Annotated in this window: 12 protein-coding genes and 2 pseudogenes; 13 read left to right on the top strand and 1 reads right to left on the bottom strand. The window is 42.7% G+C overall.

The features are described from left to right. Positions 1-162: 162 nt before the first annotated feature. The 8 genes and pseudogenes from G593_RS21040 (at position 163) to G593_RS0117020 (ending at position 8988) form a co-directional block, all read left to right on the top strand. Positions 163-426, top strand: a complete 264-nt coding sequence (locus tag G593_RS21040) for a hypothetical protein (RefSeq protein WP_049946512.1) — start codon at positions 163-165, stop codon at positions 424-426. Positions 427-550: 124 nt separating this feature from the next. Continuing rightward, a pseudogene (locus tag G593_RS21630) lies at positions 551-658 on the top strand (peroxiredoxin); the annotation flags it as partial. Then, a complete protein-coding gene (gene yaaA / locus G593_RS0116995; protein ID WP_029732451.1) occupies positions 658-1416 on the top strand; it encodes a peroxide stress protein YaaA in 759 nt (252 codons plus the stop codon). The pseudogene G593_RS21630 and the gene yaaA, both read left to right, overlap by 1 nt. Positions 1417-1619: 203 nt before the next feature. Continuing rightward, entirely contained in the window at positions 1620-2477 is an 858-nt protein-coding gene (locus tag G593_RS0117000) for a helix-turn-helix domain-containing protein (protein ID WP_242827128.1), read from the top strand. Positions 2478-2655: 178 nt separating this feature from the next. Beyond that, complete coding sequence (locus G593_RS0117005; protein WP_029732453.1) at positions 2656-3240, top strand: MptD family putative ECF transporter S component; 585 nt, start codon at positions 2656-2658, stop codon at positions 3238-3240. Continuing rightward, positions 3240-3941: an energy-coupling factor transporter transmembrane component T gene (locus G593_RS0117010; RefSeq protein WP_029732454.1), complete on the top strand. Its 702-nt coding sequence runs from the start codon at positions 3240-3242 to the stop codon at positions 3939-3941. Before G593_RS0117005 ends, G593_RS0117010 begins: the two co-directional genes overlap by 1 nt. Positions 3942-3955: 14 nt before the next feature. Continuing rightward, entirely contained in the window at positions 3956-7240 is a 3285-nt protein-coding gene (locus G593_RS19875) for an energy-coupling factor transporter ATPase (RefSeq protein ID WP_029732455.1), read from the top strand. Then, the gene (locus G593_RS0117020) at positions 7234-8988 is read left to right on the top strand and encodes an ABC transporter ATP-binding protein (protein ID WP_029732456.1); all 1755 of its coding nucleotides are present in this window, start codon (positions 7234-7236) and stop codon (positions 8986-8988) included. Before G593_RS19875 ends, G593_RS0117020 begins: the two co-directional genes overlap by 7 nt. Before the next feature lie 115 nt (positions 8989-9103). Here G593_RS0117020 and G593_RS21635 read toward each other — a convergent pair. Next, positions 9104-9649: pseudogene (locus G593_RS21635) on the bottom strand (DUF4368 domain-containing protein); the annotation flags it as partial. A 476-nt stretch (positions 9650-10125) separates the two neighbouring features. Between G593_RS21635 and G593_RS0117035 the strand changes: the two are divergent. The 5 genes from G593_RS0117035 to G593_RS0117055 form a co-directional block, all read left to right on the top strand. Further along, positions 10126-10599, top strand: a complete 474-nt coding sequence (locus G593_RS0117035; protein WP_029732459.1) for a sigma factor-like helix-turn-helix DNA-binding protein — start codon at positions 10126-10128, stop codon at positions 10597-10599. Positions 10600-11174: 575 nt separating this feature from the next. Continuing rightward, positions 11175-11555 (top strand): type II toxin-antitoxin system PemK/MazF family toxin, encoded by a 381-nt coding sequence (locus G593_RS0117040; RefSeq protein ID WP_005344285.1) that lies wholly within the window; start codon positions 11175-11177, stop codon positions 11553-11555. Next, complete coding sequence (locus G593_RS0117045; RefSeq protein ID WP_029732460.1) at positions 11536-11784, top strand: DUF6870 family protein; 249 nt, start codon at positions 11536-11538, stop codon at positions 11782-11784. The genes G593_RS0117040 and G593_RS0117045 overlap by 20 nt, the downstream gene beginning before the upstream one ends. A gap of 108 nt (positions 11785-11892) precedes the next feature. Beyond that, positions 11893-13584, top strand: coding sequence for a recombinase family protein (locus tag G593_RS0117050; RefSeq protein ID WP_029732461.1), 1692 nt, complete (start codon positions 11893-11895; stop codon positions 13582-13584). A gap of 1 nt (position 13585) precedes the next feature. Further along, a partial coding sequence (locus tag G593_RS0117055; RefSeq protein ID WP_029732462.1) for a recombinase family protein occupies positions 13586-15176 on the top strand: 1591 nt, incomplete at its 3' end.

The raw sequence follows: 15176 nt of genomic DNA on the forward strand, positions 1-15176 counted from the left end.
TAAGAAAAAACTACTGGGGCTTTTTTTCGTGCCTAAATTTTTCAGCCAATAACTGCGGGCGTATCCCGGCAGGATAAAGGCGGAGCAGGCATGATCCTAAACAGAGGTCCTCCTTCTGGATTTGAAACGAGCAACAAGATTTCAAATTCAGGAGGAACGGATATGTATATTGAACACCCATATTTTTATGAAGGAAAGTACTACGCAAATATTGATGGAGAAATGATCGAGATTACAAAAGAAGTTGCGTATGCGATGAACAATTTTTACAGAAGCAGCAAGGCAAAAAAGTTGAGATTAAGAACGAGCTGGGAGTTCATATCTTTCAATGAAAGACAAAAGACTGTACGTGAATATATCAAGAAGATCAAAATATCGAATGATTATGTTGAAATTGAGTATAATGATCTTTTGACACGACAGTAAATTACATTTCTATAGTTAATACATCGCAAGGGGATACATCTTCTTGCGTGTAAAATTTCATATATCTTATTCAAGATAATTACCCTATTGGATAAAGGAAATTTCAAAATTTCCACTATAATACATTATCCCAACCACATATCTTATTGATGAACAGGGGATTATTATAAAGGCAAATGATAAAGTCAAGGCGGCAGATGATCCTGAAAATATGCTTAAGGAATTAGATTAATGAAGATAATATTATCCCCTGCTAAAAAGATGATTACAGATACTGACAGCATAGCATCGGATGGATTGCCTGAATTTATTGAAAAGACGATAGAGATACAAAGTTGGTTGAAAAGTAAGTCAAAAGAAGAACTGAAGACTATCTGGAAATGTAATGACAAAATTGCAGAACAGAACTTCAATAGATTGGAAAACATGGATCTTTATCATTTACTTACTCCAGCTGTTTTATCATATGAAGGAATTGCTTTTCAATATATGGCTCCATCCGTGTTTGAGGACAGTCAGTTCGAGTATGTACAAAATCATTTGAGAATAATATCTGCATTTTATGGTGTGTTAAAACCAAGGGATGGTGTGACGCCTTATCGTTTGGAAATGCAGGCGAAGGTTGGAATAGGAGAAACAAAAAATCTGTATGAGTACTGGGGAGATTTATTATACCGCTCAGTGATTGATAACAGCAGGATTATAATCAATCTGGCATCGAAAGAATACTCTAAGTGCATAGAAAAATATCTGACACGACAGGATAGATACATTACGATTACATTTTGTGAGTTATCAGGAGATAAACTGGTGACAAAAGGTACATATGCTAAGATGGCCCGTGGTGAAATGGTTAGGTTCATGGCTGAAAACAGAATTGAAAATCCTGAGGATATTAAGAAATTTGATAGACTAGGCTATTCATTCCGCTCTGATTTATCATCAGATGCAGAATATGTTTTTGAACGGAAAAAAATGATGATTGAATGATTATTTTAAACCCTGTGTTCAAATTGACTTTTATGTCCTCGTATTGTAAACTATGACTAGTTGCCACTAACCATATAAAAGCGTCATCTGGAGGTGTATCAGCTACGACAGAACTTCAATGTTTAAAGCAAGATAAGAAAATTCCGGGCAAGGAGCCTTTTATTACTTATGTAGATTATCAGGCGGGCGATGCCCCTGCTGATATGTGGGTATATGATATTTTTTCGGGCGTACAGTTAATGGTGGTTGATTTTGCTATCGAAAGCTGTTTTCGTGGAAGCGGAAAAGAAAATGTGATTGGAATTAATCATTGCGAAAAAGGTAGATATGAGTGCGCTTTCGATAATAAGAGCTATATCTATTTAGGAGAAGGAGATATTGCGATTAACAGTCAACTGCATCCTCCGGTTGCTTCTTCTTTTCCTTTAAAATATTTTTACGGCTCTACCATTCTGCTTTTTCCGGAAATCATGAAAAGGGGACACGAATTACAGGCTTTTCAAATCAGCGCAGAGAAAATAGTTGAAAAATATTCTCTCAATACAGAATGCCATGTATATCGCCGGAATGCGGAAATAGAGCATGTATATCAGGAGTTATATGCACATTTGACACTTCCGCATCCATCGTTGCCATTTTTGAGATTAAAGGTGTTGGAGCTGCTTTATCATTTTCAGTCAAAGCAAATTGTTTTTGAAGAAAATCGGGAGTATCTTTCAGGGGCAACTGTGGAGCGTATTAAACATGTAAAAGAGCATTTACTGCAGGACATGACGCAGAGAACAAATTTGAAGGAGTTGGCTTTGGAACATGGTTTAAGCCTGACACAGTTAAAAGATGGCTTCCGGCAGGTGTACGGAGAATCTCCTTATGCATATTTGCGGAATTACAAAATGCATCAGGCTGCACAATTACTGCGTCAGACCGATCAGAAAATCAGTGAGATTGCATTGATGATGGGATATGAGAATCCGAGTAAGTTTTCAGAAGCATTTTATGCCGTTATAGGATATAAACCCAATGCTTATCGTAAGGCACAAAAATTAAATACTACCATATAGCCAAAGTAATTAACTAAAGCCCAAAAAGTGATGCTGTCTTTTGACATCATCACTTTTTGGCTTTTCGGAGCATTTTTGCGATTTGTTGGCTTTTTAGAGTAGAAGCAAATCTGGATAAATGCTACAATACAAGAGTTAGTTGAGACTAATAAACAATAATAAAAAGGTAGGTATCTATATGAAAACAAAACTTACGACAAAAGATTTAATTGCCGCAGGTGCTTTCGGCGCCATTTATCTGGTGGTTCTGACCGTCCTGTCATCGGTGGTTCTGCCCGTTGTTCCGGTTCTCTTTTTAGCAACTCCCCTGATTGCCGGTATCGTTCTGGGTACAGTATACATGCTGTATGCGGCAAAGGTTCCCAAGAAAGGTGCAATCCTGATATTGGCTGTGCTGGTGGGACTAATCACTTCTATGTCAACATTTTATCCGCTGCTGTTTTCCGTTATCTGGGGAATTCTTGCGGAAGTAATCGCATCCAGAAAAGAGAGAAGATCTGCTGGTATGCTGGCTGCAAGCTATGTCGTATTCAATATGACTTCAATGGGACCGTTTTTTGCAATTATTGTAGCAAAGGAAGCGTTTCTGGAGAATTGTGCAACCTATTATGGCGCGGATTATGCCGCAGCATTGGATGCCCTGACACCTGATTGGATTGTTGCGGTTCTGATCGCCTTTGCACTGTTCGGCGGTCTGCTGGGAGGTCTCCTTGGAAAGCGCATTCTGAAAAAGCATTTTGAGAAAGCGGGAATCACTGCGTGATGGCGCGGAATAATCCGACTGGCATATTAGATCCGAGGAGCAAGCTGGCGGTGTTTGTCACAGCTTGCTTCTCCGTCTTTTCGGGCTTGTCGTACATACAGGAAATATCGTTGCTTGCGTTATGTGTGTTTACCACGCTTCTTTGCAGGAAATGGAAACGGGCATTTTATACAGGCGTTCTTTTTCTTGCCATGCTGCTTTCAGATTTGTATATGGTGCCGCATCTAACCGGGGTATCAAGGAACATTATGACAGCTATCTGCCATGTTTTGCGTTTTATCCTCCCTCTGTTTGCGTCCTTTTATCTTATTACAAAGACAACGAAAATTGGAGAATATATATCCGCACTTACCAAAATGCACATGCCGTCCGAGGTTGTAATACCACTGGCGGTAATGTTCCGTTTTGTTCCCACGATTCAGGAGGAATGGCAAATGGTAAATCAGGCGCTCCGCCTGAGGGGGCTGGCATGGAACTGGCGCAATGTTTTGACTCGACCTGTCCATATGTTGGAGTATATGATGGTTCCTTTTTTGATGCAATGCTCCGTTGTTGTGGATGAAATGTCCGCCGCTGTGATGGCAAGAGGATTTGACCGAGATACACGCCGCAGCAGCTACATAGAAGTAAAACTGTCCATTCTGGACTGGTGCATCATTACCGTATCGGCCGGAATATTGGCATGGAACCTGATTGTTTGAAAGGGGGGAGGACTATGATTACCTTCGATGATGTCAGCTTTGCCTATCAGGGCGGTATTCCGGACGGATCAGAACCACCGGCTCTCCGGCATATTCATTTTCATGCGGAACGCGGCGAATGTATCGTATTATGCGGAAAAAGCGGATGCGGGAAAACGACGATGCTGCGCATGGTCAATGGCCTTGTTCCTCATTTTTATCAGGGACGCCTGGAGGGAGACATTACTGTTGGAAACGTCCATATAAAGGAAGCATCCCTTCCCCAGGTTGCCGCCGTGGCGGGCAGCGTGTTTCAGAATCCGAGGACACAGTTTTTTCATCTGGATACGACCGGAGAGATGGCGTTCAATATGGAAAATTTGAACATCCCGCATGACAAAATGGTGGAACGCTTAAAGGAAACTGCCTGGAAGCTGGATATACAGACTTTGATGGACAGAGATATTTTTCAATTATCCGGTGGGGAAAAGCAGCAAATTGCATGTGGTTCCGTGTATGCCTCCATGCCTGAGGTCATCGTCATGGATGAACCGTCCTCGAATCTGGACATGGAAAGCATCCGAAAGCTGCAAGACCTGATCCGAACCATGAAGGATGAGGGAAAGACGATTCTGATCTCCGAACACCGTTTATGGTATCTGGAAGATATTGCAGACAGATACGTTCTGTTGAAAGATGGACAAATAGAAAATGAATTTACATCGGATGAAATTCTGGCGCTGTCGCTTCAAGAACTTGAACAGTCAGGCTTAAGAGCAGTACGCCGCAAACAGCTTTGGAATATGGGGACACGCACGATTAGGCAGGAAAAGGACATGGAAAAGGCAGCTTTTCTTGAAATAGAAGGGCTTCGGTTTTCGCGTCAAATGAGGCAAGTATTGGATATAAACAGACTGGCGATTCCCAAAGGTGCAATTGTAGCGGTCATTGGAGAAAATGGTGCGGGGAAATCAACATTTGCGCTTTGTCTTTGCGGTTTGCTGAAACATCATGGAACTGTGCGGATCAATGGAGAGCGAATATCAAACAAAAAGCTGCCAGAGCGGGCTTACCTGGTCCTGCAGGAACCCGGCCATCAACTGTTCAGTGATTCGGTGCTAGGTGAACTGATGCTGAATAAAGGAACTGTTACAGAGACTGAAGCGGTAGCCGTTTTGGAGAAAATGGGGCTGGCAGGATTGGAAAACCGCCATCCGGGTTCTTTGTCAGGCGGTCAGCAGCAGAGGCTCTCTCTTAGTGTGGCGTTATGTACAAATCGAGAAATTATGCTGTATGATGAACCCACAAGCGGTCAAGATGGAGATAATCTGATGAGAACTGCGGAAATGATCCGGGAAGCAAACGAAAATGCTTTTTGCAGTATGATGGTTACCCATGATCCGGAACTGATCCTGCGCTGCGCCACACATATTCTTCATATCCATTCTGGTGAGATAAAAAAATTTATTAAATTAGACGAAAGGGGGATACTTTATATGAAAAAGGTGTTTGGAGAAAACTCACAAACAGAAAAACCGCTAAAAACAGGAATCCCACGGTTGCTTGAGTTCTCCGGAAAATACAAAGGGCTTTTCAGCGTGTCTCAGATTTTGGCAGGATTCAGTTCTCTGTTATTACTGGCACCTTTTCTGTGTATTTATTTTGCCACAAGAGAATTGCTCATCGGCATGTCGGGCGGCGGATATGACACTGTGCATATGATGCAATGGGGGATATGGGCGCTTGTGTTTGAGTTGGCGGGGTTAGCAGTCAATTTCATTGCACTTCTCTGCTCTCATGTGGGGGCGTTTCATACGGAAAAGAATTTGAAAATGGCAGCGCTTCGCCATCTTTCTGAAATGCCGTTGGGCTATTTTGAAGAAAATCCCGGTGGAAAACTGCGGAAGATTATTGATGAAAACAGCGCCCAGGTAGAAAGCTATCTGGCGCATCAGATGCCCGATCTTGTGGGCGCACAAGTAGCGACGGTTGTCGGGCTTATTTTAATGCTTGCGATTGACTGGCGGATCGGTTTACCGTTGCTCCTACTTCTGATTGCCAGCTTTACCTGCCAGATGACCATAATGGGTGAAAAAACCATGCGCTTTATGAAACGGTATCAGGACGCACAGGAAGAAATGAACCATGAGGCGGTAGAATTTGTACGGGGAATATCGGTTATCAAGGTTTTTGGACAATCCGCCTGGTCCATAAGAAAATTCCGGGACGCAATTACTGCATACCGTGACGACGCCCTTGCTTTTACAATGGCGTGTAAACCAGGATATGTCGGGTTTAATACAATCGTGAACGCTTCCTTTTTGGTACTTGTCCCGGCAGCGCTGATAGGAATGACGTTTTCAGGTGATACCGTTGCTTTTGCAGGAAAATTCCTGTTTTATCTGGTGTTCGCTCCGGCCTGCGCTTCCATGCTCAATAAAATTATGTATATGAGCAATTATAAAATGCAGGCGGTAGAATCTATGCGAAGAATCGATACCATTCTTTTGGCGAAACCACAAAAGCAGCCGATGCAGCCTGTAAAACCGCAGAACGGGGATATTTGTTTTGAACATGTGACATTTACTTATCCCACGGGAGAAACGCCTGCGATTTCCGATATTAACTTTATTGCCCCGACAGGTACTACGACTGCGTTGGTAGGACACTCCGGCTCCGGAAAGACGACCATTGCCAGCTTGATCCCTCGTTTTTACGATACGCAGGAGGGAACCATCTTGATTGGAGGAACGCCGCTGGATCAGATTGAGAGGGAATCTCTGATGAAGCAGGTTGCTTTCGTATTCCAGAATCCTAAATTACGGAAGGCAACGCTTGAGGATAATATCCGTGGCGGCTGCCACGATGCAGACCGGAATGCGATCCTCCGTGCGGCACATCTGGCACAGTGTGATGATATTTTGAAGAAGCTGCCGGATGGCCTTGACAGTGTGGTCGGGAAAAAAGGCGTGTACCTGTCCGGCGGCGAGGTACAACGGATTGCAATTGCCAGAGCGATACTAAAAAATGCGCCTATTCTTGTGTTGGATGAGGCCACAGCATTTGCCGATCCGGAAAACGAGGCGCAGCTCCAGAAGGCTCTTGCGGAACTGCAAAAAGGGAAAACGGTTATTATGGTTGCGCATCGTTTGAGTACGGTACAAAATGCGGATCAGATTTTAGTAATGAAAGAAGGAAGCATTGTAGAGAGAGGAACACATGAAAAATTGCTGGAACTGCAGGGGGAATATGCCCGTATGTGGGAGGACTACAATCAGTCTGTTTCCTGGAAGCTTACAAAGGAGGTGCGGTCATGCTAAAAGAAATGCTTGCGCTCAGTGATAAGGGTGCACGGGATTTGAAAAAAGGTATCGCTGCGACAGCAGCGGCGCATCTCTGTGTCATGCTGCCTGTTTCCTTGCTGATGACTGTGACAATGGCGTTGATTGATAAAACGGTCGGTCGTGGCGGCTCAGAATCAAATATTCCGTTTATCCTTTTATTATGTGCTTTTTTGACTGCACTTATCTTTGTCACTCAGTGGGTTCAATACAACTTGACATATAAGGTGTCATATGAGGAAAGCGCTGAGCGCCGGATGTCCCTTGCTGAAAAAATGCGTCGTCTGCCGTTGTCTTTCTTTGGTCAAAGAGATCTATCCGATTTGACAACAACGATGATGGGGGATTGCTCAAAATTGGAACGCATGTTTTCAAATGCGGTACCCGGCTTTTTGGGAACTGTCATCATGTTTATCATTATTTCCTGCGGATTGCTGGTGATTGACTGGCGTATGGGATTGTGTATTATCCTTCCGGTTCCAATTTCTGCACTTGTAGTGCTTGCCGCACGAAAAAAACAAATAAAGGCAGAAGAACGAAATCTGGATGCGCATCGAGCCGCATATGACAGTGTGCAGGAGTATTTAGATGTGATGAAAGAACTGCGCTCGGACGGACTTGAAAAAGCATATCTTGAGGATGTGGACAAAAAGTTAGAGCATGTTGTGTCTTGTGCGTTCCAAAATGAACTGCCCCCCGGAATCGCCGTGACATTAGCACAATTTTTCTTACGGTTTGGGATTGTGGCGGTATTGCTTGCAGGTGGTCTGATGGTTGCGGATGGAAGCCTTTCGGTTACCATGTTTATTTTATATCTTGTTATGGCCGGGCGTGTATATGAGCCATTTGGTTCATCGTTCATGCTGATGGCGGAAATGATCTCATCTCTTGTCAGTATTAAACGGACAAAACAAATGGAGGCTATCAAGGAGCAGGGCGGGCAGCCTGTCTGCAATAATCAGGGATATGATATTGAATTTCAGGATGTTGTGTTTACCTATCATGCAGATTTGGAGGATACAGCTGTTTCTGGCAGACATGGCGAGCGTGTCCTGAATGGTGTTTCCTTTGTGGCAAAGCAGGGTGAGATTACTGCGTTGGTAGGCCCGTCAGGAGGCGGAAAATCTACCGTTTCCCGACTGGCGGCAAGATTTTGGGATGCTGATTCCGGCAGGGTTTTATTAGGCGGTGTGGACGTTACTACAGTAGAGCCTGAAACGCTGTTCAAAAATTATTCGATTGTGTTCCAGGAAGTTACTTTGTTTGATCAATCCGTCATGGAAAATATCCGGCTGGGGCGGCAGAATGCCACCGATGAGGAAGTGCTGGCGGCGGCAAGGGCCGCGCAATGCGAGGAGTTCGTATCACGGCTACCAGAAGGCTATCAAAGCAATATCGGAGAAAATGGGTGCATTCTTTCCGGCGGTGAGAGACAGCGTATTTCGATTGCCAGGGCAATCTTAAAGGATGCTCCTGTTGTAATATTGGACGAGGCCACCGCTTCTATGGATGCGGAAAATGAAACCCTTGTCCAGCAGGCGTTGTCAGAACTGCTGCAAGGAAAAACTGTGTTGGTGATTGCTCACCGCATGAGGACGATTGCAAATGCGGATAAAGTTGTTGTTTTGGATCACGGACAGGTCGTGGAAATGGGAACGCCAACAGAATTATTAGAAGAAAACGGGTTGTTCCAGCGATTGGTTGCAGCACAAGGCGGACACTTATAAAAATGCAGATATTTGCATGTGCGTTAAATAATCAAACAATTATTCGCAATTTGAACATCACATATTTAGCCAAAATAAAAGGCCCTCCCCCTGCATGGGGAGGGCTTCGCTGTTCTTATGCTACAATCTCCGGGATTTCCCCGACAAAGCCATAAACAATCCTGACTTCCTGCACCTTCTGGCCGTCCACCTTCTTAACCTCGCCAATCAGGATTTTGCTGATAAGCCGGTTCAGTGCGGACTTCGCTTTCCTGTGCATCCGCCAGGCTCTGCATCACCGCCAGATCGTGTAGGCACTTCTGGTTGGCTTCCTGCTCCTGTTCCAGCACCGCCGTCATCTTCATAAACCGCTGCTCGGTGAGGACGCCTTTGGCCTTATCCGTATACAGGATTAAAACATCCCGTCAATTTCCTGATTCCGGGCTTCCAGCCGTTTCCGTTCCTTCTCTGTCTGGGAAGCGTCCACCAGATACCGACGCTCCATCCGGCTGCTAAGCCGCTGGTAGAACGCATCGGCGTCCTTCATGGCCTGAGCCGCCAATTCCTGTATATCCTTCAGCACCAGATTGTACAAATCCCTTGCTTCAATCTTGTGGCTGTTACAGGCGTTCTTACCCAGCCGGTTGTAGGTCTGGCAGATATAGTATGCTGTGGCAGATGGTGTTATGGCAGTACATATGGCAGAAAAATATACGGGGAAAATGTAAAGTGAACTCCGCCTTTTTGCATAGGAATTGTTTTGTTAAGTTAAATAATGAAACAGAAAATAGCCATTTTGATAGACCATATTACTATAAATAATCAGAATTTGAATAGTGAACTTTTTATACTGAAATATGTACGATTTCAATAATGACATGAACTTATGGGAACGTATAGCGGATACTTTGTGAACTTTATCCTGATACAATGATTATGCTGATGAAAGAAGGCATAGATAACTGAATACAAGAAAGAGACGAAAGCCTCAGTAGTTAAGAAAAAACTACTGGGGCTTTTTTTCGTGCCTGAATTTCTCAGCCAATAACTGCGGGCGTATCCCGGCAGGATAAAGGCGGAGCAGGCATGATCCTAAACAGAGGTCCGCCTTCTGGATTTGAAACGAGCAACAAGATTTCAAATTCAGGAGGAACGGATATGTATATTGAACACCCATATTTTTACGAAGGAAAGTATTACGCAAATATTGATGGAGAAATGATCGAGATTACAAAAAAAGTTGCGTATGCGATGAATAATTTTTACAGAAGCAGCAAGGCAAAAAAAGTTGAGATTAAGAACGAGCTGGGGGAAGTCGTGGATAAGATGCTGCGGGAGGTGCCTTATAGTGGACAGTCCATCGATGGGGAAGGATTCATGATTGAGGATTTCCCAGATCTGAATTGCGACGTGGAGTACAGTGTACTGACGAAAATGGAACAGCAGGATATTCATAAAGTGATCAATCAGCTGAATACCGAGGAACGCATGATTATTTACGGCATTTTCTTTGAAAATAAGACACAGACACAGATGGCTGAGATTATGGGGATTTCCAGACAGGTATTAGCTTACAAGCTGAAAACGATCCTTAATAAAATGCGTGAAATGTATATGAAAGAATTTTTTTAAAAAATTTTTGGAAAATTTTTTGCATCTGTCGAAGTCATTTGACTTTAGTAATTAGAGGAGCTTTAAGGACTCCCTAAAATGCACTATGAAAACTGAATATCCAATAATAACTGACGTGACATTTCATACAGTGAGCACGAGGAAGATGCCGCTATAGGATTATAAGACGTAAGAAACTTTTTTGAGCTAATAATACTGCGAAAAAGCACTGACCAAAGCCAGTCGGCAGGCTGGTGATGCGATGACATGTGTGAGATGCGATACACTTGCAGACCCTGAGAAGTCTGTAACTGGTAAACCTATGAACTGCCAGAGCCTGGAAACGAGAGTTTTTGGATTGTGGTCCGGAGTGTAGCATTCGGACAGGTTATTATTCCCTTCCTGCAGATGCAGGAGTAACGATTCGGGGTATCGAGGATAAATAGAATCAAGCGAGCACTGTTTAATAATCAAATTGGCTATAGAGGTTATGCGGCAGAGCTTTCCGTCTTGGAAAGGAACTCTGCCGTATCCCTGTGGAGCCAATATAGCGCTATGAATGCTTTACAAATAAAAAAAGATTGGAGAGATGACAAGTGACGATTCGTAGAGGAGATATCTTATGGGCGGATCTCGGTATGTTCCCGACAACTTCGGTTCAGGGTGGAGTAAGACCGGTGATCGTAGTAAGTAACAATAAAGCTAATACATACAGTTCAGTCATTACAGTAGTTCCGCTGACATCAAGAATATATAAGAAGCGGTATTTACCAACACATGTATTTATCAGTAAATACGATATGACAGGGATCCGAAAAGGAAGCCTGGCATTGGCTGAACAGGTTATGAGCATTTCTACAAAATGCATTATTGAGAAATGCGGAAGAGTAAATAAGTGGAGCCTGGATCGGGTGCTGAAAGCAGTACGGATTCAGATGGGAATGGAAGGAGAAGGGCATGACGGCAGAGGAATATAGAAATTATCTGGAGCAGGATTTCAGTGATGTAGATATCAATGAAATGACTGATCTACGGATGATAAAAGCAGACAGAAATAAGCCACTTCAGGAACGGAGAGATATTTTTCTGAATAAAGTAGGAAATCCTTATCTGGTCCGGATCGGTAATATGAAAGTAAAAGTCAGATTTGCAAATAACGGTATATCTATGGAGCAGGCATTTGAGAATATGCTTCTGAGTGTCTGAAAAAGTACTGGCAAGATTGAGGGGACTGTGTTAGAATGTCGGTAAGGACAAATTATGCAGACCCCTTTTATTACATGGATTTTCTGACGTAATAAAAGGAGGTAAGATATGTATCAGAATATCAACAAAATCTATCATGCCGCCATCTATGTCAGATTATCTAAAGAAGATGGCGATATTTCCAGTTCAGCAAAACTGGAAAGTAACAGCATTTCTAACCAGAAGGCTTTGATTCTGGATTTTCTGAAAGACAAAAAAGATATTGAAGTTGTTTCAGTCCGAGTTGATGATGGCTACTCAGGCTCTAATTTTGAGCGCCCTGCATTCCAGGCAATGTTGGAAGATATCCGGCGTGGAATTGTAGATTGCGTAGTGGTAAAAGACTTATCACGATTTGGAAGGGAATATATTGATTCCGGGAAGTATATCGAGAGATTATTCCCGGCTCTTGGTGTGCGTTTTATTGCCATCAATGACAATTATGACAGTCTCAAGGGAAAGAATCAGGCAGACGAAATCATTATCCCATTTAAGAATTTAATCAATGATGCTTATTGCCGTGACATTTCTATTAAGATCAGGAGTAATCTTGAGATTAAGAGGAAAAAAGGTGAGTGTGTGACTCCGTTTGTAGCTTTTGGATACAGGAAGACAAAGACAGATAAGCATAAATTAGAGATTGATCCATCTGCAGGCAGTGTAGTACAGGATATTTTTAAGATGAAGCTGCAGGGAATGAGTCAGGATGCGATCGCTAATCGTTTAAATGAACTGGGTATTCTTTCCCCATTTGAGTATAAAATCAGCAACGGCAGTCGTTATGAAACAGGCTTCCGGCAGAAAGAACAGGCACTTTGGAGTTCCGTTACGGTCCGCAGGATACTGGAAAACGAGGTTTATATCGGAAATCTTGTGCAGGGAAAAAGGACAACACCGAACCATAAAGTGAAGCAGACTTATGTGAAACCGGAAGATGACTGGATCCGGATTGAGAAAAATCATGAGCCACTGGTGAGCGATCGTGATTTTGAAATTGTGCAGAGGCTTCTGGGCATGGATACACGTACTTCACCTGACCAAAAGCAGGTATATCTGTTATCCGGAATTGCTGTATGTGCGGATTGTGGTGCACCTATGACAAGAAAGGTTTCTACTGTGGCAGGGAAAAAATATGCTTATTATCTATGTTCCACAAATAAAGAAACAAAACGCTGTTCTAGTCATAGAATACCGGAAAAGGATCTGGAAGATGCCGTACTAGTGATGTTGAAACAGCATATCCAGAACATCCTGCACCTGAAAAGAGTCCTGGAATTTGTTGGTACTGTGCCATTTCAGGAGATCAATATGAAGAAGCTGCAGGACAGGCTGGAGAAGAAAAAACAGGAGACAGTACGCTGTAAGGAGTTACGGATGATGCTCTATTCGGATATGAAAGAGGGCATTGTATCAAAAGAAGACTATGTTGAGCTTCATGCAGCCTATGGAAAGAGGCTTAGAAATGCGGAAGAGAGTATCCGTGCGATCCAGAAAGAAATGGATAGTGAGCTGGAAAAAGCAGACAAAGCCAATACCTGGCTGGATTATTTTGTGAAGTATCAGGATATTGAAGAACTGTCCCGCACTGTGGTGGTAGAACTGATCAGGCAAATTCGAGTATATGATAAAAAGAATATAGAGATTACTTTTGATTTTGATGATTGTTATCAGACATTGCTGAATCAATTACCGGCTATGGGAGTTGATACGGTAATAGATGATGATAATAATCTGCAGGTCAAGGTAAAGGAGGTTGTATAAAATGGCACGAAAGAGCAGGAAAAACATTCCGGAAGTAGTCAGCAGTGCAACCGTCCAGACAGAGGTGAGCAGACCGTTCCGGGCAGGATTGTATGCCAGAATTTCAATGGAAACAGAAGAAACATTGGAAAGAGGAACGATAGAAACTCAGGTGGAATTGATGAAAAACTTTGTAGCAGATACGGAAGATATTTCGGTTGCGGAAGTTTATAAGGACTCAGACTATTCAGGTACAAATTTTGACCGTCCTGGATTTGTACAGATGATGGAAGATATCAAGCATGGAAAAATCAATTGTGTTATTGTAAAAGATTTGTCCAGACTTGGAAGAAATTATGTCGAAACCAGTAATTATATTGAACGAGTATTCCCGTTTTTCCATGTAAGATTTCTGGCTGTGACAGATGATTTCGATTCCTTCAGAGAGGGTGTGGATCTTACAGTTCCACTGAAGAATATTATCAATGAGTTCTATTCGAAAGACCTTGCCAAAAAGAGTAGCAGCGCAAAAAAAGCTCTTTGGAAAAAAGGAAAATTTACAAGTGCCTGGGAACCGTATGGTTACAGAAAGTCAGAAGAAGACCATCATCAGCTGATTGTTGATGAAGAAGCTGCAGAACATCTGAAAAGTATATTTTCTATGTATATGGATGGCAGGAACTATAGTGATATTGCAAGACAGCTCAATAAAGATGGAGTTTTATCGCCGACTTTACAAAGAAAATTCTATAAAACCGGTGAAAAGTCGCTTCCGGAGTCAAAACCCTGGAACAATTATGAAGTGAAACGAGTTCTTCAGGATGTTCATTGCACAGGTGATTCAGTATTTGGAAAATATCAGCAAAGTGTTTTCCAGGGAAATAAACAGAGAAATCGACCAGAGAGTGAATGGGTGCATGTGGAGAACACGCATGAAGGGATTATAGATAGAGAATTGTTTCAACAGGTACAATCTAAAATCCAGGAATATACGGAAGCTTATAAGAAGAAACATCAGCAGAACAATGGGGCTATTAGAAACCATAATTTCTATACAGGAAAGATATGGTGCGGAGGCTGTGGTAACCGCATGACGTTGTCCAGAGAAAGAAATGGCACATTCTTTTATATCTGCGGAGCCAATACTAACCATAAATCCGGAGGAAAGCAATGCAAAGGGCACAGAGTCAGAAAAGAATATGTGGATGACGATGTTCTTCGCCTGATCCAAACGCATATGAAAACCGTATTGGATACAGAAAAAATGATTCAGGAAATGAATGCAGCTTCCAAAAACCAGACACAGTACCTGCTTTTGGATAAAGAGGTGGGGAAACTCCGACGGGAACTAAGCCGAATCAGTAAGCGTAAGTCGGATTTATATGAAGATTACTCGGAACGTTTGATTACAGAAGAAGAGTACATACAGTTTTCTCGAATCTATTCCAATGAAATTGAGAATATCAAGAGCCGTCTGGACACAGTATTGGCGGCACAGGTTCGGTATTCCCAGGATTACCACATTGAAGAAGGCTGGGGAAATGTGATACATACTTATATGTCAAAGCGTAAGCTGACAAAAGAAATGGCAGATGCCTTTGTGGATTCAATTA

This window comes from Dorea sp. AGR2135 (assembly GCF_000420885.1).
In the GTDB taxonomy this organism is placed as follows: Bacteria; Bacillota; Clostridia; order Lachnospirales; family Lachnospiraceae; genus Dorea; species Dorea formicigenerans.

Coding starts and splice junctions, on each gene's coding strand:
- G593_RS21040 (WP_049946512.1), top strand. CDS start 163: ATGTATATTGAACACCCATATTTTTATGAAGGAAAGTACTACGCAAAT.
- yaaA (WP_029732451.1), top strand. CDS start 658: ATGAAGATAATATTATCCCCTGCTAAAAAGATGATTACAGATACTGAC.
- G593_RS0117000 (WP_242827128.1), top strand. CDS start 1,620: ATGTGGGTATATGATATTTTTTCGGGCGTACAGTTAATGGTGGTTGAT.
- G593_RS0117005 (WP_029732453.1), top strand. CDS start 2,656: ATGAAAACAAAACTTACGACAAAAGATTTAATTGCCGCAGGTGCTTTC.
- G593_RS0117010 (WP_029732454.1), top strand. CDS start 3,240: ATGGCGCGGAATAATCCGACTGGCATATTAGATCCGAGGAGCAAGCTG.
- G593_RS19875 (WP_029732455.1), top strand. CDS start 3,956: ATGATTACCTTCGATGATGTCAGCTTTGCCTATCAGGGCGGTATTCCG.
- G593_RS0117020 (WP_029732456.1), top strand. CDS start 7,234: ATGCTAAAAGAAATGCTTGCGCTCAGTGATAAGGGTGCACGGGATTTG.
- G593_RS0117035 (WP_029732459.1), top strand. CDS start 10,126: ATGTATATTGAACACCCATATTTTTACGAAGGAAAGTATTACGCAAAT.
- G593_RS0117045 (WP_029732460.1), top strand. CDS start 11,536: ATGACGGCAGAGGAATATAGAAATTATCTGGAGCAGGATTTCAGTGAT.
- G593_RS0117050 (WP_029732461.1), top strand. CDS start 11,893: ATGTATCAGAATATCAACAAAATCTATCATGCCGCCATCTATGTCAGA.